Below are 22,997 nucleotides of genomic sequence, written 5' to 3' on the forward strand. Positions count from 1 at the left end.
CCGGCGCCGCGCCGGCGCCGGCCTCGCATACGATCGAAGGCGATGGACGAACGCGCGCAGGTCAGTGCCGACGACGATCTCGAGGTCGCGGCGTCAGATGAGGTCCCCGAGTTCCTGTCCGAGTTCCGGCAGATGCGCGACGAGTTCTCGCGGTTCATGCTGTCGTACAAGTTCGGCATGGACGAGATCACCACGAAGGTGCGCATCCTGCAGGAGGAGTTCCGCACCGTCCACGTCTACAACCCGATCGAGCACGTCTCGGCGCGGCTGAAGACGCCGGAGAGCGTGCTGGAGAAGGTGCGGCGCAAGGGCTGCGAGCCGACCTTCGAGCGCATCCGCGAGCAGATCACCGACGTCGCCGGAGTGCGTGTGACGTGCTCGTTCGTCTCCGACGCCTACCGCGTTTTCGACCTCCTGACCGGCCAGCAGGACATCGACGTCGTGGCGGTGAAGGACTACATCCGCGACCCCAAGCCGAACGGCTACCGCAGCCTGCACGCGATCGTCGAGGTGCCGGTGTTCCTGTCCAACGGGCCGACGCCGGTGCCGGTCGAGGTGCAGTTCCGCACCATCGCGATGGACTTCTGGGCCAGCCTGGAACACAAGATCTACTACAAGTACGACCGCCAGGTCCCCGACGCGCTCCTCGTGAGCCTCAGCGACGCCGCGACGACGGCGGCCAAGCTGGACGAGGACATGGAGCGCCTGCACCGCGAAGTCCACGGCGACGACCGGCAGCAGCCGCCGCCCGAACCGTCGCCCGGCGGCCTCGAGCTGTCCGAGCGCGTGGTGGCGCAGCTGATCCAGCAGCGCGCCGCCGCCCGCGGCCGCTAGCCCGACGCCGCCGACGACAGCACACCCGCACCGTCGCGTTGATCATGGAGAAAGTCGGGGTTATCCGCGCTCCAGAGCCTGTTGCTGAATGAGGCTCCGTCCAGGCGAGGTGGGGGGAACAACGCGAAAACGGGCTGAAAATAGGCCCAAGTGGAGGGCCCTTGATCAAATGGCGAAAGCCCACCTCGCTGACCAGCGCCTTTGCAGCGGCCAAGTTGCCCCGTGGATGAACATCGTTCTCATCTTTCAAAAAGCAACAGGCTCTCCAGAGCCGACCTTCTCCATGATCAACTCGGCAGGCGGCTCAATGCTTCTTCTTGTTCTTTCCTGATTCTGCACGTTATGGTGCGGGCATGACGTCTCCGATGCTCATCCTCATCGCCGGCCCCTACCGCTCGGGCACGGGCGACGACCCGGACCTGATGGCGGCCAACCTGGCGCGGCTGGAGGAGGCCGCGTGGCCGATCTTCCGCGCGGGCCACGTGCCGATGATCGGCGAGTGGGTGGCCCTCCCGGTGCTGCGCTCGGCCGGCGCGACGGGGGTCACAGATCCGCTCGCCGCGCAGGTCATGTACCCGACGGCCGAACGTCTCCTGCGGCACTGCGACGGCGTGCTGCGCCTCCCCGGCGACTCCACCGGCGCCGACCAGGACGTCGCGATCGCCCGCGACCGCGGCCTCCCCGTCTGGTACCGGCTCGAGGACGTCCCCGGCTGGACGCCTGGCGCCGGAGGACGGGAGGGATGACGGCCACGCCGTGGTGGCGCGGCGCGACGATCTACCAGATCTACCCGCGTAGTTTTGCCGATTCCGACGGCGACGGTGTCGGCGACCTGCCCGGGATCCTCGCCAAGGTGGACTATCTGAGCTGGCTCGGTGTCGACGCGGTCTGGCTGTCCCCGTTCTACCCCTCGCCGATGGTCGACTTCGGCTACGACGTCAGCGACTACACCGGCGTCGACCCGTTGTTCGGGGGTCTCGCGGACTTCGACGCGCTGGTCTCCGCGCTCCACGCGCACGGCATCAGGGTGATCGTCGACTTCGTCCCCAACCACTCGTCCGACCGCCACGCCTGGTTCGTCGAGTCGAAAGCAGCCAGGACCGCTCGGCGCCGGGACTGGTACGTCTGGGCCGATCCGCGGCCGGACGGCGGGCCGCCGAACAACTGGGAGAGTTACTTCGGTGGGAGCGCCTGGGAGCTCGATCCCGCGACGAGCCAGTACTACCTGCACACCTTCCACCGGACCCAACCCGATCTCAACTGGGACAACGGCGAGGTCAGGCAGGCCATGGCCGACGCGCTGCGGTTCTGGCTCGCCCGCGGCGTCGACGGCGTCAGGGTCGACGTGCTGTGGATCCTGGCGAAGGATCGCGCACGGCGCGACAACCCGCCGAACGACCGCTGGCGGCCGGGCGAGCCGTACTGGCACCGTCAGGTCCGGCGCTACTCCGAGGACCAGCCGGAAGCTCATGATCATGCACGGTTCATCCGAGGCGTCGTCGACGAGTTCCCCGACCGGGTCATGATCGGCGAGGTGGTGCTGCCGGCCGAACGGGCGGTGGCCTACTACGGAGCTGCCCTCGACGAGGCGCACCTTCCGCTCAACTTCGGCCTCGCCGACCTGGCGCCCTGGTCGCCGCGGACCTTCCACGCCACCGTCACCGGCTATCTGCGGTCGTTGCCCCCCGGCGCGGAGCCCAACTGGTTCCTCGGCAACCACGACTTCGAACGGGTCGCGTCCCGCCTCGGACAGCGCACGGCCCGGCTGGCCCAGGTGCTGATGCTGACGCTGCCGGGCACGGCGCTGCTGTACTACGGCGACGAACTGGGCCTGCCCAACGGGCACATCCCGCCCGCCCTCGTGAGCGACCCGCAGGCAGTCGCGTTCCCGGAACGAAGCCGCGAGTCGGCCCGGACCCCCATGCAGTGGGACCTCACCGAGCACGCCGGCTTCGGCGCCGCCACGCCATGGCTGCCCGTGTCCCGGACCGGCGGCGAGTGGACCGTGGCGCGGCAACGCGACGACCCGGCCAGCATGCTGAGCCTGGTCCGCGCGCTCCTCCGGCTCCGCGCCGACGACCCGGCCGTCGCACACGGCGACTATGCACCGCTACCCGTGCCCGACCCGCGGGTCCTGGCCTTCACCCGGTCGGCCGGCCACCATCGCGTGACGGTGGTCGCCAACTTCTCCGACGATGTCGTGCCGACTCCGGCGCCGGCCGGCGAGCACCGGGTGACCCTGGTGTCGTCCGCCGGCAATCACGACCCGCGGACCCTCCAGCCGAAGGAGGCGAAGGTGCTCGGCACCGCCGTGCAAGACTGGGAGGAAACGAGGAGGATCGCGCATGCTCGCCGCCGAACGACGTGACTTCCTGCTCGCGCGCCTCGAGCAGGACGGGAAGGTCGTCGCGAAGGATGTCGCGACCGAACTCGGCATCTCCGAGGACAGCATCCGGCGCGACCTGCGCGAGTTGGCCTCCGCCGGGCTGTGCCAGCGCGTCTACGGCGGCGCCCTGCCCGTCTCGCCCGCGATCGCCGACCACACCGTCCGCACGGGCATCGAGGTGAGCGGCAAGCACCGGGTCGCGGCCGCCGCGGCCGCCCTGATCCGCCCGGGCAGTACAGCGATCCTCGACGGCGGCACCACCGCGCTCGCCGTCGCCCGGGCGCTGCCCGCGGGCCTGCGCGCCACGGTCATCACGCACAGCCCTGTCGTCGCCGCCGCGCTGGGCGACCACCCGCAGGTCGACGTCATCGTCATCGGCGGGCGGCTGTTCAAGCACTCCATGGTCACCTGCGGCGCCGCGGCCGTCGAGGCGGTGAACGGCATCCACGCCGACGTCTTCCTGCTCGGCGTCACCGGCGTCCACCCCGACGCGGGCCTCACCACCGGCGACTCCGACGAGGCCGCGATGAAGCGCACGCTCGCCCGGCACGCCGCCGACACCTACGTCCTCGCCAGCTCGGAGAAGATCGGCACCGCGTCCCAGTTCACCGTCCTCCCCCTCGCCGACATCGCCGGTCTGGTCACCGACGCGCCGGCGGACCATCCGATCGTCCAGCGCCTCCACGCCCTCGACGTGCCGATCGTGGACGCACCGGACGGATCCGCGTGGTCTCCTGGAGGGGTGCCGTCCCCCGACTGAGCAAGGAGAGCCGCACCATGCGCGGAGTGGTGATGTACGCCCCCGGTGACGTCCGGGTCGAGGAGCGGGACGTCCCGCGCATCGTCGAGCCGTCCGACGCGGTCATCCGGGTCGCCGCGGCCTGCGTCTGCGGGTCGGACCTGTGGCCGTACCGCGGGATCGAGCGGCTGAAGGGGCCGAGGCCGATGGGCCACGAGTACGTCGGCGTCGTCGAGCAGGTCGGCGACGAGGTGCGCGACATCCACGTCGGCGACTTCGTCGTCGGCTCGTTCTTCGCCTCCGACAACACCTGCGAGATCTGCCGCGCCGGCTACCAGACCCACTGCGTCAACCGGAAGCCCATCGCGGCGGGCGGCGCCCAGTCCGAGCTGCTGCGGGTGCCGCTGGCCGACGGCACGCTGGTCGCGACGCCGGGACCGCCGGACGCGGACCTGGTTCCGTCGCTGCTGGCCGCCTCCGACGTGCTGGGCACCGGCTGGTTCGCCGCCGTCGCCGCCGAGGCCGGGCCCGGGAAGACCGTCGCGGTCGTCGGCGACGGCGCCGTCGGACTGCTGGCGGTCCTGGCCGCCCGCCGGCTCGGCGCCGAGCGGGTCATCGCGATGAGCCGGCACGCCGACCGGCAGAAGCTGGCGCTGGACTTCGGCGCCACCGACATCGTCGTCGAGCGCGGCGACGAGGGCGTGGCCCGCATCAAGGAGCTCACCGGCGGCTACGGCGCCCACTCCGTCGTCGAGGCGGTCGGCACCCAGGAGTCGATGACGCAGGCGATCCGCGCCACCCGCCCCGGCGGCCACGTCGGGTACGTCGGCGTCGCCCACGACGTCTCGCTGAACGGCACGGAGCTGTTCTTCTCCGGCGTCCACCTGCACGGCGGGCCGGCCCCGGTGCGCCGCTTCCTCCCCGAGCTGATCGACCTCATCTGGACCCGGGCGATCGACCCCGGCAAGGTCTTCGACCGCGCCGTCCCGCTCGACCAGGCCGCCGAGGCCTACCGGGCGATGGACGAGCGCAGCGCCGTCAAAGTGCTGCTGCGCCCGTGACCATCGTCCCTGTAGAGCCGCTGCCGCCGTCGATCAGCGGGTGACCCGGTCCAGAGGGAGATGCAGGACGGGTTCGGCGCCGGCCGGCGCGTGGCCGTCGGCCAGCGCGGCGATCTCGGCGGCGCCGAGTGCCTGGTCGAACATCCACACGTCGTCGACGGCGCCGTCCAGCGGGTTGTTGATGCCGTCGACGCGGGAGCCGATGCGGATGCCGGTGAGCGCGCCGGCCGACACCGACCCGGCGACCGGCGCGGACGACCCCAGCGGCTCGCCGTCGACGTAGAGCGTCACGGCGTCGTCATCGCGGGTGAGGGCCACGTGGTGCCATCGGCCGTCGGCGAAGTCGCCCGGTGCGGACACGAACGTGTTCCTCTCACCCGTGTTGACGTGGGCCCTGATCCGGCCGAGGTCCGGCTCCAGCCTGACCCACCACTTCGGGTCGACGTCCCGGTTGGAGTGCGCCCACACGATCGTCTGCACCACGGAGCTGCCGGTACGGAACCAGGCCGCGGCCGTGAACGGGCCGGCGCCGAACTCGAGGGCGGGGTCGGCCGGGGTCTCGACGTAGTCGCCGGCCAGGTCCAGGCCCGAGCCGACGACGCCGCCGACCCGACGTGGCGTGCCGCTGACCACGGCGTCGAGCCCGTTGCCGGAGACGTCGGGCGTCGTCGGCGGGGGCGGCGCCGGGGCGTCCAGCGTCGGCACGATCACCCGGGCGAAGCTGATCCGCTGGTGATAGGTGAGCTCCGGGCCCTCGTGCAGCCGGTCGCCGTTCTCATAGAGCACGCCGAGCATCCGCGCGCGCCCGTGGCCGTCGATCTGCACGATGTCGGAGTAGCCGGCCGGCCCCTCGTAGACGACCGGCCCGCGGACCCAGCTGCCGGCATCGTCGAAGCTCGACCACAGTGTCAGGTTCTCGCGCGACGTCGGATGCCCCGGCGCGGCGAACACCAGCCGCTCGCGCCGGTCGGCCTCGCGCGACAGGGCGAGGATCGAACCCTGGACGACCGGCGCGACGAGGTCCGGGATCTCCTGGTACGGCGCGTCGAAGCTCGCCCCGCCGTCAGCGCTGGTGGTGGAGGCTCGGGCGCCGACGCTGGTGCCGTTCTGGTCGCGGGCGTTGAAGTACAGGCTGCCGTCGCTCAGTTCCACGACGGTGTTCTCGTTCGGGTTCACCACCCCCTCCGGTGTGGTGTCGACGCCGCCGAGGTGCCAGGTGGTCCCGCCGTCGTCGCTGTACAGCGAGTGCGCGCCGAACAGCCGGTCGTCCGTGCACGACAGGCCGGAACCGGGCGGCGGCGCGGCCGAGTGGTTGCCCGGGATGACGAGCCGGCCGGCGTGCTCGCCCTGGGTGATCTGGATCCCGTGCCCCGGCCCGCCGACGAAGTGCCGCCAGTCGGCCGGCTTGACGTCGGCCGTGATCTCCACCGGAGCGGACCAGCTGGCGCCGTGGTCGTCGCTGTACAGGACGAACGAGCGGCGGGTCTGCTCGGCGTCGGCCCGGCCGCAGCGGATGTCGTCGCCCGAGACGTCGCCACCGGTCCGGGTGACGTTCAGGACGACGCGCCCGGTCCGCTCGTCGAGGATCGGGACGGGGTTGCCGAACTTGTTCCCGCCGCCGTCGACGACCACCTGCAGCGGTCCCCAGGTCACACCGCCGTCGGCGGATCGTTTGAGGACGAGGTCGATGTCACCGTCGTCGCCCGGGCTGTTGATGCGCCCTTCGGCGAAGGCAAGCAGCGTCCCGTCGGCGGCCTGGACGACGGCGGGGATGCGGAAGGTGTGGTAGCCGTCCTGGCCCCGGTCGAAGACCGTGGTCTGGTCGACCGCGCGCTCCGGCGCCGGCTCGGCGACCGCGGGCGACGAGGCCGGGCCGGGCGCGGCCGCCAGGGCGAGACCGGCCAGGCCGGTCACCGCGAGCAGCCGGGTTCTGCGACGTGTCGTCGTCGACATCGTGCTCCTTCCTCTGGGGGTGGGATCGCGCCGTGGCTCAGCCGCGCCACGGCGCGAAGTCGGGGTGTGCCGCCGCCTCGGCGGCCCGGGCCGCGAACCAGTCGCGGTGCTCGGCCCGCCGGGCCGGGTCCGGGGACGGGACGTTGGCCGCGTCGACGGCCGGTGCGTGCTCGTCGAGGTGGACCGGCGTGGGCGTGTCGTACATGACCCAGTCCGCCAGCGCGCCGCGCAGCTCGCCGGCAAGCCGCGTGCAGGCCGGGTCGGCGATGCGGTTGTCCAGTTCGTAGGGGTCGGCGGCCAGGTCGTAGAACGCGTCGAGCGCGCCGTCGTCGTACGCGAGCAGCTTGTGGGTCGCCGTGCGCGCCATGAACGCCGCCGGGCCGCGCCGGTTCTCCGCGAACACGCACCGGCGCGACGACGCCGGGTCGGCCAGGTCCCGTCCCGGCAGCGGCTCGGACGGCGCCACACCGGCCGCGGCGAGCACCGTCGGGGCCACGTCGATCAGCGAGACCAGCGACGTGTCGCGGCGCGCGGCGCGGGTGCCGGGGTACTTCACCACCAGCGGCACCTTCACCAGCGGGTCGTACATCGGCCCGTTCTTCAGCAGCAGGTGGTGGAAGCCGAGGTACTCGCCGTGGTCGGAGGTGAACACGACCAGCGTGTCGTCGTACAGCCCGCGCTCGCGCAGCCCGTCGAGCAGGAGCCCGACGTGGTGGTCGAGCTGGGTGATGGTGGCGTAGTAGTGCGCCATCGCCGTGCGCAGCGCCGCCTCCGTCAATCCGTCGTAGCCGAAGTACTCGTTCGCGTACGGCCGGTCCTGCTCGGGTATCGCCTCGGCCCAGCCGGGCAGGACGGTCAGCGCGGCGGGGTCGTAGCGCTCGTCCCACGGCGCGGGCGGGTCGAACGGGTGGTGCGGCTTGACGAACGACACGTGCAGCAGCTGCCCGCCGCCGCCGGTCCAGGCGTCCAGCTCGCGCCGGGCCCGCTCGCCGATCCAGGTGGTCGAGTGCCACTCCTCCGGCAGGTCCGAGCGGCCGGTGCCGTACGTCGTCCAGTACGCCGGCCCAGCCGACGCGCGCAGCGACTCCTCCTGGTCGAGCAGGTCCACCACCGGCGCCAGCCCGGCCGCGCGCAGGTCGCGGTGGTAGTCGTCGTCGTAGCGGCCGGGGCCGTGCTGCTCGGCCAGCACGAGGCGGTCGTAGCCGACGTCGAGGTAGGTGGGGGTGAAGTGCATCTTCCCCACCGCCGCCGTCCGGTAGCCGGCCCGCCGCAGCGCGCGCGGGAAGGTGTCGATGCCCGGCGCCAGCGTGCTGCGGTTGGTCCAGCCGCCGTGCTGGTGGACGGCCTGGCCGGACAGCAGCGAGTACCGCGACGGCGTGCACACCGGCAGCGCGCAGAACGCCTCGGTGTGCAGCACCCCGTCGCCCGCCAGCGCGTCCAGGGCAGGCGTCTCGACGTCGGGGTGGCCGGCCGCGCCCATGCAGTCCCAGCGGAACTGGTCGGCCTGGATGACCAGGACGTTCGGGCGGACGGTCATCGGCTCGGCGCGACGGCGAGCAGCCCGAGCGCGTCGAGCCGGTCGCGCAGCTCGGCGACCTGCGCCGGGCCCGGCGACCTCAGCGGCGGCCGGCACGGCCCGCAGTCCGGCCCGACGAGGTTGGCGGCGGCCTTGAACCCGGCCAGCTCGCCACCGAAGGCGACGGCCGTGTCGATGGCCGACTGGGCGAGGAACTGGCAGGCCCGCGCCTCGCGCAGCTCGCCGCGCTCGACGTGCTCGATCATGCGCAGGAAGACGGGCGCGGCGAAGTTGTAGGCCGAGCCGATGGCGGCGCGGGCGCCGATGCCGATCGTCGCCAGCAGCAGCCGGGCGCTGCCGACGTACAGCTCGTAGCGGTCGTCGGCCAGCTCCAGACATCGCTGCAGGTCGGCGAGGTCGTCGTGGGCGAACTTGATGCCGGCGAAGGTGGGGATGCGGTCCCGTGCGGCCGTCAGCACCTCGCTGGCCGGCACGGTCACACCGGTGACTCCGGGGATGTGGTAGTAGATGAACGGGACGTCCGGGGCGGCCTGAGTGACCCGCGCGAAGAAGTCCGCCACCGCCGCCGCGTCGGGCGGCCGGTGGAAGTACGGCGGCACGGCCGAGATCGCCTGAACCCCGGCGTCGCGGGCGTGCGCGGCCAGGTCGCGCGCCTCGGCCAGGCTGGTGTGCCCGATGTGCGCGATGACGTCGAACCGGCCGGCCGCGACCTCGCACCAGCGCTCCAGCAGGGCCATCCGCTCGGCCGTCGTCATCGACGCACCCTCGCCGGCCGTGCCGCCCACGTACACGCCGTGTGTACCCCAGGCCGCGAGGGCGTCGGCCTGGTCGCCGACGACGTCCAGGTCCAGGCCGCCGTCCGGGCGGAACGGGGTGAAGACGGCCGTCAGCAGGGTCATCGCCGAGCTGCCGGCGGAGTGGTTCAAGGTGGTCAAGGCGGGGCCCTCTCTCAAGGAACTTCTCGGGTGGTCTCAGGCCTGGAGGTCGTCGAGCACCAGGAAGTCGCGCGGGTCGACCGCGAGGCCGGTGACGCCGTCCTTCAGCGCCGACAGCGACGGCCTGGTCGCGATGCCGATCGCCCACGCCTCGTCGACCAGCACCTCGTTGAGCGCGGCGAAGGCCGCCTGCTGGTCCGGCTCGGTGACGGCGGTGCGGGCGCCCGCGACCGCCTGGACGTAGGCGTCGGGCACGGCCGCCCCGAGCATGACGTTGTCCGTGCTCGGCAGCATCTGCCGGCCGCGGGAGATGAGCGACGGGCTCTGCAGGTTGTTCGGCTGGGCCGCGACGCAGCACTGCAGGCGGCCGGCGAACAGCTCGTCGAGGAACGTGGTCTGCTCCATCGGCTCGATGGTCAGCTCGAACCCGATCTTGTCCAGGTCGGCCTGGATGATCTGCAGGATCTCGATGGCGCCGGGCTCGTCGCCCACGCCCGCGACCGCCTGGCGGGCGCCGCCGGCGGCGTCGAGCATCGCCGCGGCCGCGTCGAGGTCGAAGCCGTGCGAGTCGAGGTAGGCCGGGTCGAAGGCGGGCGAGGGCGGCATGAACGCGGTGTAGATGGGCTCGCCGAGGCCGAACCGGACCTGCTCGATGATCCGTTCGCGGTCGATCGCCCGGGCCACGGCCTGCCGCAGCGCCTTGTCGTCGAACGGCGGCATGGCCGCGTTCATGAAGAACAGGTCCATCCGGCCGCCGCCCTCCACCAGGCTGAAGCGTCCTTCGAGCCGCTCCGCGTGGCGCAGCGCCAGGTACACCGCGCCGTCGACGTCGCCCGACTCCAGCGCGGTGACCAGCGCCTCCTCGTCGTCGAAGAAGCGGTACTCGACCTCGTCGAGGTGCGGCTTCCCCTCGGACCAGTAGGCGGAGTTGCGCGCCAGGACGAGGCTGCGGTCGCGCTGGAACGACTCGAGCAGGAACGGGCCGGACCCGGCCGGCTCGGTCTCCAGCGTCACCGCGTCGTTGCTCGCCGCCGGGACCAGCGGGAAGGCGAACATCCAGTCGATCACCAGCGCCTCGGGCGTCGGGCCGGCGAAGTCGACGCGAACGGTCCGCTCGTCGACCGCGGTCGCGGACGCGATGAACGCGGACGGCTCGGCCAGCGTGAAGGCCGCCTCCGGGTTCTTGGCCCGCTCGACGCCGGCGACGACGTCGGCCGCGGTGACCGGCGCGCCGTCGTGGAACGTCGTCTCGCGCAAAGTGATGGTGACCGACGTCTGGTCGGCGGCGAACTCCCACGTCTCCGCGGCGGCGGGCACCGGCTCGTACCCGTCCGCGTAGTCGATCAGGTAGCTGTAGAACGCGTGGATGTGCAGCGCCGAGTTGGTCAGGTAGGGGTCGAACTGCATGATCTGCGTCGTGCCGAGCGTCAGCCGCCCGCCCTGGCCGCCGCCGCCTCCGCCGGACGACGGCGAGGGGTCGTCGCCGCCGCCGCAGGCGCTCAGCAGCGGGATGCCGATGAGGGTGCCGGCGCCGGCGACGCCCATGGAGCGAAGCAGCGTGCGGCGGCTCAGGTGTGGCGCCGGGTGTGCCATGGGGTTCTCCTTGTCTGAGAGGTCAGGACAGGCGGATGCGCGGGTCGAGGTAGGCGTAGAGCAGGTCGACCAGCAGGTTGAGGCAGAGGAACGTGGCCACGACGAACAGCACGCCGCCTTGCACGACGGCGTAGTCGCGGTCGCCGATGGACGTGTAGAGCAGCCGGCCGAGGCCGGGATAGTTGAAGACGGCCTCGATCACGACGGTGCCGCCGAGGAAGCCGCCGAGCTGGATGCCGACCACGGTCACCGTGGGCAGGGCGGCGTTGCGCAGGGCGTGCCGGCGGACGACGTCGCGCTCGGGGACGCCCTTGGCGCGCGCGGTGCGGATGAAGTCGCGTCCCATCACCTCGCCGAGGGAACTGGCCAGGAAGCGTGCGGTGACGCTGGACGCGTGCACGGCGATGGCCGCGGCGGGCAGGATCGTGACGCGCAGCGCCTCGGCCGGGTCCTGCCAGAACGGCACGTAGTCGCCGGCGGCCGGCAGCAGTTGCAGGTGGACGGCGAACACGATGATGAGGAGCAGGCCCAGCCAGAACGCCGGCACCGCCAGCCCGACGGTGAGGTAGCCGGACAGGATCCGCCCGACGGCGGAGCCGGGCCGAAGCGCCACGACGGTGCCGACCGGAACCGCGATCAGCAGCGTCAGGACCATCGCCAGCACCGCCAGCTGCGCCGTCGCCGGCACGTAGTCGGCCAGCGTCGCCGTCACGGAGTCGGCCGAGTAGAACGACGTGCCGAGGTCGCCGGTCAGGGCGTGCCCCAGCCAGATGCCGTACTGCGCGACGATCGAGCGGTCCAGGCCGAGCCGGTCGCGGATCGCGGCCTGCTCGGCTTCCGACGCGTCCGGGCCGGCCAGCACGGTCGCCGGGTCGCCCGGCAGCGCGAACACGAAGGCCCAGACCGCGATCGAGCCCAGGACGAGGACGACGGCGAACTGGGCCAGCCGGCGCACGAGGTAGGCGTACATCTCAGAGCGTCCCTTCCCGTGCGCCGCCGGCCGGGCCGGTGGCGTCGCCGGCGTCGGCGGTGCCCGCGACCTGTTGGAGGCCGCGTCCGACGCGGTCGAGGCAGAAGACGGTGAACGCGAGGCACAGTCCGGGGAAGACGCCGTACCAGGGGCTCTGGTAGAGGTACGACCGCGCGTCCTGGAGCATGCCGCCCCACGACGGCGCGGGCGGCGGCGTCCCCAGGCCCAGCAGGCTGAGGCCGGCCTCGACGACGACGGCCAGCGACGCGGTGACGACCAGCTGCACGACGATCGGCCCGAGGATGTTGGGCAGCACGGTCCGGAACATCGTGTCGGCGGCCGGTGCGCCCATGCCCCGTGACGCCCGGACGAAGTCACGTTCCCGCAGTGCCAGGGTCGCCGCCCTGGTCAGCCGGGCGAACTCGGGCACGGAGCCGATGCCGATGGCCAGCACCAGGTTCAGCCGGCCCGGGCCGAGCACCGCGATGATGACGAGCGCGAGCAGGATCCCCGGCACGGCCAGCATCAGGTCGACCAGGCGCATCGCCGTCGCGTCGACCCAGCGCCCCAGATACCCCGCGACCAGTCCGAGCGGCACCCCGACGATCGCGCCGAACGCCGCGGCGCCGGCGCCCACCACGAGCGACGCGCGGGCGCCGTAGATCACCCGGGAGGCGATGTCGCGGCCCAGCTCGTCGGTGCCGAGCAGGTGCGTGCCCGACGGTCCGAGCAGGTTCTGCGCGCCTTGCTCGTTCGGGTCGAACGGGGCGACCAGCGGCGCGAGCACGGCCATCGTCACCAGCAGCAGCAACCCGGCGGCGCCCACGACGGCGGACCGCGACCGGGCGAAGCGGCGCACCGCCGCGCTCACGGCCGCACCGTCCCGTCGGGACGGAGCACCGCGTCGGTCCGCTCGGCGAAGTGGCAGGCGGTGAGTCCGCCGTCGACCTCGCGCAGGACGGGCTCCTCCGCCGCGCAGCGGGCCTCGGCCATCGGGCAGCGCGTGCGGAACCGGCACCCCGACGGCGGGTCGGCCGGGCTCGGCGGGTCGCCGCCGAGCGGGGCCCGCGAGCGCGTCTCGCGGCCGGCCGGGTCGGCGACGGGCACCGACGCCAGCAGGGCACGGGTGTACGGGTGCCGCGGACGGCGGTAGATCCGGTCGGCGGCGCCGCTCTCGACGATCTTGCCCAGGTACATGACGGCGACCTCGTCGGCCACCTGCCGCACGACGGACAGGTCGTGGCTGACGAACAGGTAGGCCATGCCCGACTCGCGCTGCAGGTCGGCGAGCAGGTTGAGCACCTGGGCCTGCACGGACACGTCCAGCGCCGACACCGGCTCGTCCAGCACGAGCAGCCGCGGCTGCAGCGCCAGCGCCCGGGCGATGGCCACCCGCTGGCGCTGCCCGCCGGAGAACTCCGACGGGTACCGGCCGGTGTGCTCCGGCCGCAGGCCCACCTGACCGAACAGGTCGAGCACCCGGGCCTGCCGCTCGCGCCGGGGCATGCCACCGGCCAGCCGCAGCGGCTCGGCGACGTTGTCGCCGACGGTGAGCCGGGGGTTCAGCGACGCGACCGGGTCCTGGTACACCATCTGCACCTGCCGGCGCAGCTGCCGCAGCTCGGCTCGTCCGGCCCGGACGAGGTCGCGGCCGACGACCTGGATCTCACCGGCGGTCGGGTCCTGCAGCCGCAGCAGCAGCGAGGCCAGCGTCGACTTGCCGCAGCCGGACTCGCCGACCAGGCCGAGCGTGCGCCCGCGGCGGATCTCCAGCGAGACGCCGTCGACCGCGTGCACCCAGGCCGAGGCGCGGGCGAAGACGCCGGACCGGACCGGGAACCGCTTCTGCACGTCGAGCAGCTCCAGGACGACCTCGCCGCCGGGCTCGGTGTCCGCCCGGGCGGCCTGGGCCGTGCTCACGACCGGCGCCGGCACGGCGGCCGCCTCGTCCGGGAAGTGGCACGCGCTGAACCCGCCGCCCGCGGCGCTCGGCTCCGGCCGGGTCGTGACGCACTCGGCGCGACCGCGGCCGACCGGGCAGCGCGGCTCGAACGCGCAGCCCGCGGGCAGCAGCGTCAGGTCCGGCGGCCGGCCGGGGATCGGCGCCAGCCGCTCGACCGGTGCGTCCAGTCGCGGCAGCGACGCCAGCAGCGCGCCCGTGTACGGGTGCCGCGGCGCGGCGAACACGTCGCCGACCGCGCCGGTCTCCACCACCCGCCCGCCGTACATGACGCAGAGCCGGTCGGCGGTCTCGGCGACGACGCCGAGATCGTGGGTGATCAGCACGGTCGCGGCGCCGGTCTCGTCCGCCGCCACCCGCAGGACGTCGAGGATCTGCGCCTGGACGCTCACGTCCAGGGCCGTCGTGGGCTCGTCGGCGATGAGCACCTTCGGCCGGTTCGCGATGGCCATCGCGATCATCGCCCGCTGGCACATGCCGCCGGAGAACTGGTGCGGGTACTGCGCGAGCCGGCGCTCCGGGTCCGGGACGCCGACCATGGTCAGCAGCTCGACCACCCGCGACCGGGCCGCCTTCGCGGACAGCGCGCGATCGTGCACGAGCAGCGTCTCGGCGATCTGGTCGCCCACGCGCTGGACCGGGTCGAGCGCCGAGATGGGGTCCTGGAAGATCATCGCCACGTCGCGGCCGAGCACGCGCCGCCGCTCGGCGTCGCTCAGCGCCAGCAGGTCGATGCCGTCGAGCAGCACCTCGCCCGACACCCGCCGCAGGTTCCGCGCCGTCAGCAGCCCCAGCGCCGCCAGGACGGTGACGCTCTTGCCCGAGCCGGTCTCGCCCACCACGCCCAGCGTCTCGCCGGCGCCTACGTCGTAGCTCACCCGGTCGGCCGCGCGGACCACACCGGCGGAGGTGCCGAACTCGACCGTCAGGTCACGAATGCTCAGCGCCGGCCGAGCTCCGGCCGTGGACTGCTGAGCTGCGCCGACAGGGGCCCGCGCCCGCGCTGGTGCCATCGACCCTCCTCGGGCCAGGGCACCGAACACCGTCCGGCACCCTGCTAGACATCCTACAGGTTGGTGACCGTAGGATGTCGCTCACGACACTGTCAAGAGGGCGGACACACCTTGAGCGACACAGAGCAGGAGCCGGCGTTCCGGCGCCTGGAGCCGCTTCCCCCACTGCACAAGACCGTGCAGGAGGAGATCCGGCACTACATCATCAAGCAGGACCTGCGCCCCGGCGACGCGCTCAAGCCCGAGGCCGAGCTGGCCCGGCTGTTCGGCGTGAGCCGCAACTCCGTGCGCGAGGCGGTCAAGGCACTGGAGTCCACCGGCGTCCTCGAGACGCGGCGCGGCAGCGGCGTCTACATCAAGGACTTCTCCTTCACCCCGCTGCTCGACAACCTCCCCTACGGCCTGATGCAGGGGCGCCGCGCGCTCAGCGAGCTGGTCGCGCTGCGCAAGGCGCTCGAGGCCGGCATGATCGCCGACGCCATGCACGCGATCACGCCGGAGCGGGTCGCCGCGCTGCGCGTCGTCCTGGCCGACATGGGCGAGCGGGCCGGCCGGGGCGAGAACTTCGCCGACCAGGACCGCGAGTTCCACCGGCTGCTCTTCGCCGACCTCGGCAACGAGATGCTGCTGCAGCTGTTCGACCTGTTCTGGCAGGCGTACCACCGCGCCGCTCCCCCGGTCCACGGCCGCGATCCCCGGCGGATCCACGCCCTGCACGCCGCCATCGTCAAGGCCGTGCTCAGCGGCGACGCCGAACGAGCCCGCGACGCCGTCCGGCAGCACTACGTCGGCATCGAGGAACGAGTGAGCGACGACCGGCCCGTCGACCAGGAGTGAAATACCCCGATTCTGCGTGACCGGTTAAGATCGTCGCAGGGCACGGTTACACGAGACGGACGGGGACTCGGGAGACCATGTCATGAGCACAGTCAAAGCCAATCCAGAAACCCTCAACGACGTCGGCAACCGCATGCTCACGTCGTCGCGCGACCTCACCGAGTCCGGCGCCGCCGTGGGCGAGCAGGGCACGTTCGACCGCGCGTCCCTCGGCCAGGCGACGGTCGGGGTGATGATCCACGAGAGCTACCAGACGGCCGTGTACTCCTCCGCCCGGCTGGTCGAGAACCTCTGCGCCGTCCTCGAGTCCGACGGCGACAACATCCAGCGCGCCTCTCGCGACATCGACGAGGTCCTGAACCGCAGGAAGCCGTGACGCGTCGAAGGGACAGCGGCCATGCGACGACGAGAGGACCGGCGATGCGGCTGGGGGGAGCGGTCACGGCGGTGGTCGCCGTGAGCGTCCTGGCCGGGTGCGGCGGCGACGACGATCCGGGCGACGGCGGCGACGGCACGCCGACGGCGCCGGCCGAGCTCGACGTCGCCCTCGACGCGCGGCTCGGAACCGGCGCGCCCACCGGGCCGGAGTACCCGCCGGGCACGTCCGGCCTGGTCGCCGACTACACCGTCACCAACAACGCCGACGTCGCGGTCCTCGTGGTGGAGCGACGGCCGGCCGACATCACGCCGTCCGTCGACGTCCCGCTGCCCGACACCGCCGAGTCCAGCTGGGTCTACGCCGACGACGCCGGCGCGATCCTCGTCACCAAAGAGGTCTTCGCGACCACCGGCGACACCGGCACGGCGTACCGGGCGCCCGCCGTGCGGCTGGAGCCCGGCGAGTCCCTCACCGGCCGCGCGTTCGCGCTGACCCCGCTGCGGCGCATCGCGCCCGACGCCGGCACGTTCGAGGTGCCGGGCCCGGACGCCCTGCCGGCCGACGCCACGTCGTGGTCGTTCTGCGTCCAGGTCGCGCCCGACCCCGGCGAGCCCGGCGAACCGACCATGGCCGACCACACCCCCGATCGCCGGCTCGTCTGCTCGACGGCCGCCGATCTCCCGCCCGGCGCACTCGGAGGCGACCGATGACCGTCACACTCCCCGACGTCTGGGACCTGCAGGCCGACACCGGGTACCTCGACACCGCACGGCAGGCCTGGCAGACCCTCGCGAACGACTTCGGCAGCGAGGCGACGAACCAGCGCAACCGCGAGGCCGAGCTCCGCCTCAACTGGGAGTGCTCGATGGCCGACAGCTACTTCGCGCACGCCACGAAGGTCGCGACCGTGCTCGGCGACGCGTCCGACGCCTACGGAGGCATCGCCGACCTCCTCGGCCAGCTCAAGACCGACGTGCACGACGCCCAGGACGATCTCGACGCCAGCTTCGCCCGGGCGGCGGCCGGCACGAAGTCCGCGGTGCGCGCCGACGGCATGGTCAGCTTCACCCCGTGGAAGGAGGACGACGACCTCAGCCACGTCAACACCGAGTTCGACACCGCGCAGGGCATCGTCGACGACGCCATCGCCCTGGTGCGCACCCGCGACGCGACCCTGCTCGAACTGGGCCGCGACCTCTACGCGCTGGCCGAGGCGTGGAGCGACGCCGCCGACGGCACCGACCCCGGCTGGACAATCCCGACCGCGACGTCCTACGACATCCAGACCACCTCGCTCGACGGCACCACCGTCATCAGCACCGGCGACGGCAACGACAAGGTCGTGGTCACCGTCGACCCCAACACCGGCGAGACGATCGTGAACATCACCGACGCCGCCGGCAACCTCACGACCCAGCGCATCGCCGCCGGCGAGGAGGTCGTCATCAACACCGGCCACGGCGACGACGAGATCCTCGTGCCACGCGGCACGGAGGTGCATGTGCGCTTCGCCACCAGCGCCGGCGACGACACCGTCATGGCCCAGGGCTCCGACGGCGACGTCGAGGCGTTCGGCGGCGACGGCATCGACACCATCGAGACCGGCGCCGGCGACGACTTCATCAGCGGCGGCCGCGACGACGACTACGTCGACGGCAGCACGGGCGACGACGTCCTGGCCGGCCGGCTCGGCGACGACGTCGTCTACGGCATGGACGGCGACGACGTCGTCATCGGCGGCGACGGCCGCGACTACCTCGAGGGCGCGTCCGGCGACGACCGCGTCTTCGGCGGCGACCACCACGACACCATCTCCGGCGGCTACGGCGACGACCGCATCTTCGGCGGCACCGGCAACGACACCGTCTACGCCGGCGGCGGCGACGACACCGTCGACGGCGAGCTCGGCCTCGACACCGTCTACGCCGAGGCGGGCGACAGCGCGCCCGGCGACGAGAACGTCGTCGTCGTCGAGATCCCGTCCGAGGAGGAGTACCTGCGCTGGCTGGAGATCGAGGTGGGTGGCTCGCAGGAGTTCAAGGACCGCGTGCTCGCCGACCTGCACATGATGGCGTCCAGCCCGACCGGCCAGAAGATGCTCGAGCGCCAGGGCGAGCACTACGACGACTCCGGCTTCCTCGGGTACGGCAAGGACAAGGTCACCATCGCCGAGCACCCCGGCGGCAACAACAGCGCCTCCTACGACGGCGACGAGTACCGCGTCGAGCTCGACGTCAACCACACCTCGCCCGGCTACGACATGGGCTACACCGAGGACTACGACATCACCCCGCCGTCGGTGTTCTTCTTCCACGAGCTGGGCCACATCAACCAGTACCGCAGCGGCTCGAGCGACGAGTTCGACGACGACGAGGAGTACTCCGACGGCACCCCGCTGATCGAGCGGCAGAACGTCGGCCTCCCCTTCGACCACGACGACGACCCCAACACCCCCGAGGTGATCGACCCCGACTACGACTTCGACTACACCGAGAACGCCTTCCGCGACGAACTCGGCCTGCCCAACCGCAACCAGTACTGAGCGCTGCAGGCGTGTGCCTGGTGTGATCGACGACTTCTGTACCGACTGGAATAGATGTCCACGCGGTCGAGTTCTCCCCTCTGTATCCGACTACACACCCCGACCGGGGTGAGAGGGAGAGACCACCATGTCCGAGTCCGAGGTGCGCGAGGTCTTCGAGCGCTACATCGAGGCGCTCAACGCTCACGAGTTCCACCGCATGACCGAGTTCGTTCACGACGAGCTCATCGAGAACGGGAAGGCGGTCACCCGCGACGACATCATCGCGGAGCTGCAGGCGCACGGTGACGCGGTGCCGGACTTCGCCTGGCGGGTCCAGGACGTCGCCATCGACGGTGACCGCGTGGCGGCCCGCCTGTTCAACAAGGGCACGCACACGAAGGAGTGGCTCGGCGTGGCACCGACCGGTGCCACCTTGGAGTTCGCGGAGTACAGCTTCCACAAGGTCCGCGACGGGCGCTTCTACGAGATGAACTATCTGATCGACGCCCAGGCGGTGCAGCGGCAGTTGGAGTCCTGACGTCCGGGTCCCGGCCCAAGCCCTGCTCCTCGGTACCGACCGGTCCCGATCGGTACCGAGGAGTAGCATCCTGACATGGCTGGCTCTCGGGGTGCGCTCATCGGCCGGCCCAGAGGATTCGACGTCGACGAGGCGCTCGAGCGGGCGCTGCGGGTGTTCTGGGAGAAGGGCTACGAGGGGTCCAGCCTCGGCGATCTCACCAGCGCCATGGGCATCACCAAGCCGAGCATGTACGCGGCCTTCGGCAACAAGGAGCAGCTGTTCCGCCTGGCACTGCAGCGCTACAGCGAGGGGCCGGCCGCCTATGCCACCCGCGCGCTGGACGAGCCGACCGCGCGAGCGGTGGCCGAGGCGTTCCTCCGCGGTGCGGTCGACACCACCACCCGTCCCGACCGCCCGCACGGATGCCTGACGGTGCAGGGCGCGCTGCCCGACAGCGACGGCGGCCGGCCCGCGCACGACGTGCTCGTCGCCTGGCGCAACGAGGCCTGCCAGCACCTCGAGCAGCGCTTCCAGCGCGCCGTCGACGAGGGCGACCTGCCGCTCGACGCCGACCCGGGGCAACTCGCGCGCTACATCATGACGGTGGGCAACGGCATCGCCGTCCAGGCGGCCAGCGGTGCCAGTCACGACGACCTCGAGGACGTCGTCGACATCGCGCTGCGCAACTGGCAGCCCTCCTCCAGCAGCAGTTGATCATGGCGAAAGTCGGGTTCTCAGTGCACCGGAACCCGACTTTTTCCATGATCAACGGCGAGGGGGAAGGGGCGGGAGGGGGTCAGGCGACCGAGCCGGCGCGGTGGCCGAAGACGGCGCCGGCGGCGAGGCCGGTGCCGCCCGGGTAGTTGCCGCTGAACAGCCCGCCGAGCATCTCCCCCGCGACCAGCAGGCCGGGCATCGGCGTGCCGTCGCCGGTGAGGACGCGGCCGTGGGTGTCGGCCCGCAGGCCGCCGAAGGTGAAAGTGATGCCGCAGGTCACGGGGTAGGCGTAGAACGGCGGCGTGCGCAGCGGAGCGGCCCAGTTGCTCTTCGGCGGGCGGACGCCGGCGCTGCGGCCGTCCTTGACCGTCGGGTCGAAGCGCGCCGTGGTGTCGATGGCGGCGTTGTACTCGGCGACCGTCTTGCGCAGCCCGGGCTCGTCGATGCCGGCCCGGCGGGCCAGCTCCTCGATCGTGTCGGCCACGACGACGGTGATGCCGGGCATGTCGTATTCCTCGGCCCGCAGCAGCGGCCGCAGCTCGGCGTCGAACAGCTGGAAGGCGACCGAGCCGGGCTGCTCGAGGATCTGGCTGCCGTACTTGGCGTAGGTGTAGTTGCGGAAGTCCTCGCCCTCGTCGACGAAGCGCTCGCCGTCGACGTTGACGACGATGCCGAGCGGGTAGCTCTGCCGGGTCAGCCGGTTGGTCAGCTCGCGGTTGCTCTCGTTGTTCGGGTGTCCGGCGTCCCACGCGACGGCGTGGCAGGTGGACCAGTCGCCGGCCCGCCCGGCGCCGATCCGCAGCGCCTCGACCAGCACCTCGCCGGTGTTGTTCGGCGTGCCGCGGACCCGGGCGTTGGCCCAGCCGCGGCCGAGGTAGCGTTCGCGCAGCCGCGGGTCGGCCTCGAACCCGCCCGCTGCCAGCACCACCGACGACGCCGCCAGCTCGCCGCGGCCGCCGTCGCTCGTCACGTACCCGACGCCGGTGACGGCGCCGCCGTCGACCAGCAGCCGGTGGACGGCGTGGCCGTAGCGGACGTCGACGCCGAGGGCGGCGGCCGCCCGGGTGTGGTCGGCCATGAGGCCCTGCCCGCCGTCGACGTTGCCGACGTGCAGCCCGCCCCAGAACAGGTACGTGCCGTCGTCGCGCTCGTAGGCCTGACGCTCGTACATCAGCCGGTAGCGCATCCCGTGACCGTGCAGCCACCGCACCACGCGGCTGCTCTGCGCCACCAGCACCCGGGTGAGGTCGGGGTCGTTGCGCCCGCCGGTCACCTTGGCGAGGTCGGCGACGTAGTCGTCGGCGGAGTAGGGCGGCACCTCGGTGACGCCGTGCCGGTCGTCGGGCTCGACGATGTCGAGCAGGTCGGGCAGTCCGTCGTGCACGATGCGGGTCGCACCCGCCGTGTAGAAGCTGTTGCCCCCGGCGTGCTCGCGGTCGCCCTTCTCCAGCAGGACGACCGAGCGGCCGCGCTCGGCGGCGGCGAGAGCGGCGCAGAAGCCGGCGTTGCCGCCGCCCACGACGACGACGTCGGCATACGGCTGGGTGGTTCCCAGTCGGTTCAAGGTGGTCTCCGCTTCTCCGGTGGGCAGGCTGACGCGCGGACGCGGCGTCACGGACCGAGCGTCAGCAACGTCTCCTCGGTCATGTCGCGGATCGCGTAGGCGGGCCCCTCGTGGCCGAACCCGCTGGCCTTGACGCCGCCGAAGGGCATGAGGTCGACGCGCGCGCTGGAGGTCTCGTTGACGTGCACGGTGCCCACGCGCAGCCGCCCGGCGACGTGCAGCGCCCGCCCGATGTCGGACGTGAACAGCCCGGCCGCGAGGCCGTACGGCGTGTCGTTGGCCTCGTCGATCGCCGCGTCGACGTCGGTGTACGGGCGGATGGACACGACCGGGCCGAAGATCTCGCGGCACATGACGTTCATGTCCGGCGCGACGCCGGTGAGCACGGTCGGCTGGACGACGGCACCGGTGCGCGCACCGCCGGTGACGACCTCGGCGCCACCGTCCGCCGCGGCCGACACCCAGCTCTCGACCCGCTCTGCCGCCTGCTCGTCGATGAGCGGGCCGATGAACGTCGCGGGGTCGCGCGGGTCGCCGATCGCCCGGCCGTCCAGCGCCGACCGCAGCGCCGCGGTGACGTCGTCCACGACGGCCTCGTGGACGTAGAGGCGCTGCACCGACGTGCACACCTGGCCGGCCTTGCGGAACGCCGCGTTGACGCACAGCCGCACTGCCCGGTCGAGGTCGGCGTCCTCGCAGACGATGGTGCTGGCCAGGCTGCCCAGCTCGAGCTGGGCCCGGCGCACGCCGATGGTGCGCTGGATCTGCTCGCCCACGGTGGTGCTGCCGGTGAACGCGTAGTAGGCCGGCACCTCGTCCTCGAGCAGCCACTGCCCCACGGTGCGGCCACCGCCGTACAGGACGCTGATCAGGCCCGGCGGCAGGCCGGCGTCGAGCAGCACGCGCAGCAGCAGGTCCGCGGTGAGCGGCGTCTGGTCGGCCGGCTTCAGCACCACGCCGTTCCCGGCCGCCAGCGCCGGCGCGATCTTGTGCGCGACGGTGTTGAGCGGCGAGTTGAACGGGGTGATCGCGCAGACCACGCCGACCGGGCGGCGCACCGTGAACGCGACCCGGGCAGGCCCGCTCGGGTCGGCGTCGATCGGCACCACCTCGCCGCGCAGCCGCTTGGCCTCCTCGCCGGACAGCAGCAGCGTCTGCGCCGTCCGCTCGACCTCCCGCCGGGCGTCGGCGGTGGTGAAGCCGGTGTCGGTGACGATCGACTCGGCCAGCGCGCCGGCCCGCTCGAGCACCAGCTCACTGGCGCGGGCGAGGATCCGGTAGCGGTCGTACGGCGAGAGCGACTGGCCGGCCTGCGCGGCGGCGACGGCCCGGGTGGCCTCCGCGACCTGCGCGCGGCCGGGCGACTGGACCTCGGCCACCGGCTCGCGCGTGTAGGTGTCGCGCGCGACGGCGCTCTGCTCGCCGTCGGCCCAGTCGCCGGCGACGAACGGGCGCAGCTGCTTCATGCTTCTCCT

Annotated in this window: 20 protein-coding genes; 11 read left to right on the forward strand and 9 right to left on the reverse strand. The window is 72.5% G+C overall.

The window, feature by feature from the left end; translation table 11 throughout:
• The first annotated feature begins 132 nt into the window (after positions 1–132).
• The 5 genes from BLV05_RS28015 (at position 133) to BLV05_RS28035 (ending at position 5,020) form a co-directional block, all read left to right on the forward strand.
• Positions 133–834: a GTP pyrophosphokinase gene (locus BLV05_RS28015; RefSeq protein WP_046771582.1), complete on the forward strand. Its 702-nt coding sequence runs from the start codon at positions 133–135 to the stop codon at positions 832–834.
• 365 nt (positions 835–1,199) lie between these two features.
• Positions 1,200–1,580 (forward strand): NUDIX hydrolase, encoded by a 381-nt coding sequence (locus BLV05_RS28020; RefSeq protein WP_046771534.1) that lies wholly within the window; start codon positions 1,200–1,202, stop codon positions 1,578–1,580.
• On the forward strand, positions 1,577–3,202 hold the full coding sequence (locus tag BLV05_RS28025) for an alpha-amylase family glycosyl hydrolase (RefSeq protein ID WP_052762948.1): 1,626 nt from the start codon (positions 1,577–1,579) through the stop codon (positions 3,200–3,202). Before BLV05_RS28020 ends, BLV05_RS28025 begins: the two co-directional genes overlap by 4 nt.
• On the forward strand, positions 3,180–3,980 hold the full coding sequence (locus BLV05_RS28030; protein WP_046771533.1) for a DeoR/GlpR family DNA-binding transcription regulator: 801 nt from the start codon (positions 3,180–3,182) through the stop codon (positions 3,978–3,980). The genes BLV05_RS28025 and BLV05_RS28030 overlap by 23 nt, the downstream gene beginning before the upstream one ends.
• A 17-nt stretch (positions 3,981–3,997) precedes the next feature.
• On the forward strand, positions 3,998–5,020 hold the full coding sequence (locus BLV05_RS28035) for a zinc-dependent alcohol dehydrogenase family protein (protein WP_046771532.1): 1,023 nt from the start codon (positions 3,998–4,000) through the stop codon (positions 5,018–5,020).
• Between the two features lie 33 nt (positions 5,021–5,053).
• Here BLV05_RS28035 and BLV05_RS28040 read toward each other — a convergent pair whose 3' ends face one another.
• The 7 genes from BLV05_RS28040 to BLV05_RS28070 are packed head-to-tail and all read right to left on the reverse strand — an operon-like array spanning position 5,054 to position 14,981.
• A complete protein-coding gene (locus BLV05_RS28040) occupies positions 5,054–6,973 on the reverse strand; it encodes a sialidase family protein (RefSeq protein WP_046771531.1) in 1,920 nt (639 codons plus the stop codon).
• 37 nt (positions 6,974–7,010) lie between these two features.
• Positions 7,011–8,510 carry a sulfatase-like hydrolase/transferase gene (locus BLV05_RS28045; RefSeq protein ID WP_046771530.1) on the reverse strand — a complete coding sequence of 500 codons (1,500 nt, stop codon included), beginning with the start codon at positions 8,508–8,510 and terminating at the stop codon, positions 7,011–7,013.
• The gene (locus BLV05_RS28050; protein ID WP_152690984.1) at positions 8,507–9,445 is read right to left on the reverse strand and encodes a dihydrodipicolinate synthase family protein; all 939 of its coding nucleotides are present in this window, start codon (positions 9,443–9,445) and stop codon (positions 8,507–8,509) included. Before BLV05_RS28050 ends, BLV05_RS28045 begins: the two co-directional genes overlap by 4 nt.
• A 36-nt stretch (positions 9,446–9,481) precedes the next feature.
• Positions 9,482–11,038 carry an ABC transporter substrate-binding protein gene (locus BLV05_RS28055; protein ID WP_046771528.1) on the reverse strand — a complete coding sequence of 519 codons (1,557 nt, stop codon included), beginning with the start codon at positions 11,036–11,038 and terminating at the stop codon, positions 9,482–9,484.
• A 22-nt stretch (positions 11,039–11,060) separates the two neighbouring features.
• Entirely contained in the window at positions 11,061–12,008 is a 948-nt protein-coding gene (locus tag BLV05_RS28060; protein ID WP_046771527.1) for an ABC transporter permease, read from the reverse strand.
• A 1-nt stretch (position 12,009) separates the two neighbouring features.
• Positions 12,010–12,879: an ABC transporter permease gene (locus tag BLV05_RS28065; protein ID WP_152690983.1), complete on the reverse strand. Its 870-nt coding sequence runs from the start codon at positions 12,877–12,879 to the stop codon at positions 12,010–12,012.
• Complete coding sequence (locus tag BLV05_RS28070; RefSeq protein ID WP_046771526.1) at positions 12,876–14,981, reverse strand: ABC transporter ATP-binding protein; 2,106 nt, start codon at positions 14,979–14,981, stop codon at positions 12,876–12,878. The genes BLV05_RS28065 and BLV05_RS28070 overlap by 4 nt, the downstream gene beginning before the upstream one ends.
• Positions 14,982–15,092: 111 nt before the next feature.
• On the opposite strand from BLV05_RS28070, the gene BLV05_RS28075 reads away from it, so the two are divergent.
• From BLV05_RS28075 to BLV05_RS28100, 6 genes are all read left to right on the forward strand, one after another.
• Positions 15,093–15,818 (forward strand): FadR/GntR family transcriptional regulator, encoded by a 726-nt coding sequence (locus BLV05_RS28075; RefSeq protein ID WP_197683365.1) that lies wholly within the window; start codon positions 15,093–15,095, stop codon positions 15,816–15,818.
• 82 nt (positions 15,819–15,900) lie between these two features.
• Entirely contained in the window at positions 15,901–16,194 is a 294-nt protein-coding gene (locus BLV05_RS28080) for a hypothetical protein (RefSeq protein WP_152690825.1), read from the forward strand.
• 44 nt (positions 16,195–16,238) lie between these two features.
• Complete coding sequence (locus tag BLV05_RS28085; RefSeq protein ID WP_046769655.1) at positions 16,239–16,907, forward strand: hypothetical protein; 669 nt, start codon at positions 16,239–16,241, stop codon at positions 16,905–16,907.
• Positions 16,904–18,739: a M91 family zinc metallopeptidase gene (locus BLV05_RS28090; RefSeq protein ID WP_052762610.1), complete on the forward strand. Its 1,836-nt coding sequence runs from the start codon at positions 16,904–16,906 to the stop codon at positions 18,737–18,739. The genes BLV05_RS28085 and BLV05_RS28090 overlap by 4 nt, the downstream gene beginning before the upstream one ends.
• A 127-nt stretch (positions 18,740–18,866) precedes the next feature.
• Complete coding sequence (locus BLV05_RS28095) at positions 18,867–19,259, forward strand: ester cyclase (protein WP_046769656.1); 393 nt, start codon at positions 18,867–18,869, stop codon at positions 19,257–19,259.
• Positions 19,260–19,334: 75 nt separating this feature from the next.
• Positions 19,335–19,955: a TetR/AcrR family transcriptional regulator gene (locus BLV05_RS28100; RefSeq protein WP_046769657.1), complete on the forward strand. Its 621-nt coding sequence runs from the start codon at positions 19,335–19,337 to the stop codon at positions 19,953–19,955.
• A gap of 82 nt (positions 19,956–20,037) precedes the next feature.
• Here BLV05_RS28100 and tcuA read toward each other — a convergent pair whose 3' ends face one another.
• Together tcuA and BLV05_RS28110 are read right to left on the reverse strand one after the other, a co-directional pair.
• Positions 20,038–21,522, reverse strand: coding sequence for an FAD-dependent tricarballylate dehydrogenase TcuA (gene tcuA, locus BLV05_RS28105; protein ID WP_197683366.1), 1,485 nt, complete (start codon positions 21,520–21,522; stop codon positions 20,038–20,040).
• 47 nt (positions 21,523–21,569) lie between these two features.
• Positions 21,570–22,988, reverse strand: a complete 1,419-nt coding sequence (locus BLV05_RS28110; protein ID WP_046769658.1) for an aldehyde dehydrogenase family protein — start codon at positions 22,986–22,988, stop codon at positions 21,570–21,572.
• Between the last annotated feature and the right edge of the window lie 9 nt (positions 22,989–22,997).

It is taken from the genome of Jiangella alkaliphila (assembly GCF_900105925.1).
GTDB lineage: Bacteria > Actinomycetota > Actinomycetes > Jiangellales > Jiangellaceae > Jiangella > Jiangella alkaliphila.

Coding starts and splice junctions, on each gene's coding strand:
- BLV05_RS28080 (WP_152690825.1), top strand. CDS start 15,901: ATGAGCACAGTCAAAGCCAATCCAGAAACCCTCAACGACGTCGGCAAC.
- BLV05_RS28040 (WP_046771531.1), bottom strand. CDS start 6,973: ATGTCGACGACGACACGTCGCAGAACCCGGCTGCTCGCGGTGACCGGC.
- BLV05_RS28095 (WP_046769656.1), top strand. CDS start 18,867: ATGTCCGAGTCCGAGGTGCGCGAGGTCTTCGAGCGCTACATCGAGGCG.
- BLV05_RS28100 (WP_046769657.1), top strand. CDS start 19,335: ATGGCTGGCTCTCGGGGTGCGCTCATCGGCCGGCCCAGAGGATTCGAC.
- BLV05_RS28015 (WP_046771582.1), top strand. CDS start 133: ATGCGCGACGAGTTCTCGCGGTTCATGCTGTCGTACAAGTTCGGCATG.
- BLV05_RS28110 (WP_046769658.1), bottom strand. CDS start 22,988: ATGAAGCAGCTGCGCCCGTTCGTCGCCGGCGACTGGGCCGACGGCGAG.
- BLV05_RS28085 (WP_046769655.1), top strand. CDS start 16,239: ATGCGGCTGGGGGGAGCGGTCACGGCGGTGGTCGCCGTGAGCGTCCTG.
- BLV05_RS28060 (WP_046771527.1), bottom strand. CDS start 12,008: ATGTACGCCTACCTCGTGCGCCGGCTGGCCCAGTTCGCCGTCGTCCTC.
- BLV05_RS28070 (WP_046771526.1), bottom strand. CDS start 14,981: ATGGCACCAGCGCGGGCGCGGGCCCCTGTCGGCGCAGCTCAGCAGTCC.
- BLV05_RS28045 (WP_046771530.1), bottom strand. CDS start 8,510: ATGACCGTCCGCCCGAACGTCCTGGTCATCCAGGCCGACCAGTTCCGC.
- BLV05_RS28030 (WP_046771533.1), top strand. CDS start 3,180: ATGCTCGCCGCCGAACGACGTGACTTCCTGCTCGCGCGCCTCGAGCAG.
- BLV05_RS28055 (WP_046771528.1), bottom strand. CDS start 11,038: ATGGCACACCCGGCGCCACACCTGAGCCGCCGCACGCTGCTTCGCTCC.
- BLV05_RS28035 (WP_046771532.1), top strand. CDS start 3,998: ATGCGCGGAGTGGTGATGTACGCCCCCGGTGACGTCCGGGTCGAGGAG.
- BLV05_RS28090 (WP_052762610.1), top strand. CDS start 16,904: ATGACCGTCACACTCCCCGACGTCTGGGACCTGCAGGCCGACACCGGG.
- BLV05_RS28025 (WP_052762948.1), top strand. CDS start 1,577: ATGACGGCCACGCCGTGGTGGCGCGGCGCGACGATCTACCAGATCTAC.
- BLV05_RS28020 (WP_046771534.1), top strand. CDS start 1,200: ATGCTCATCCTCATCGCCGGCCCCTACCGCTCGGGCACGGGCGACGAC.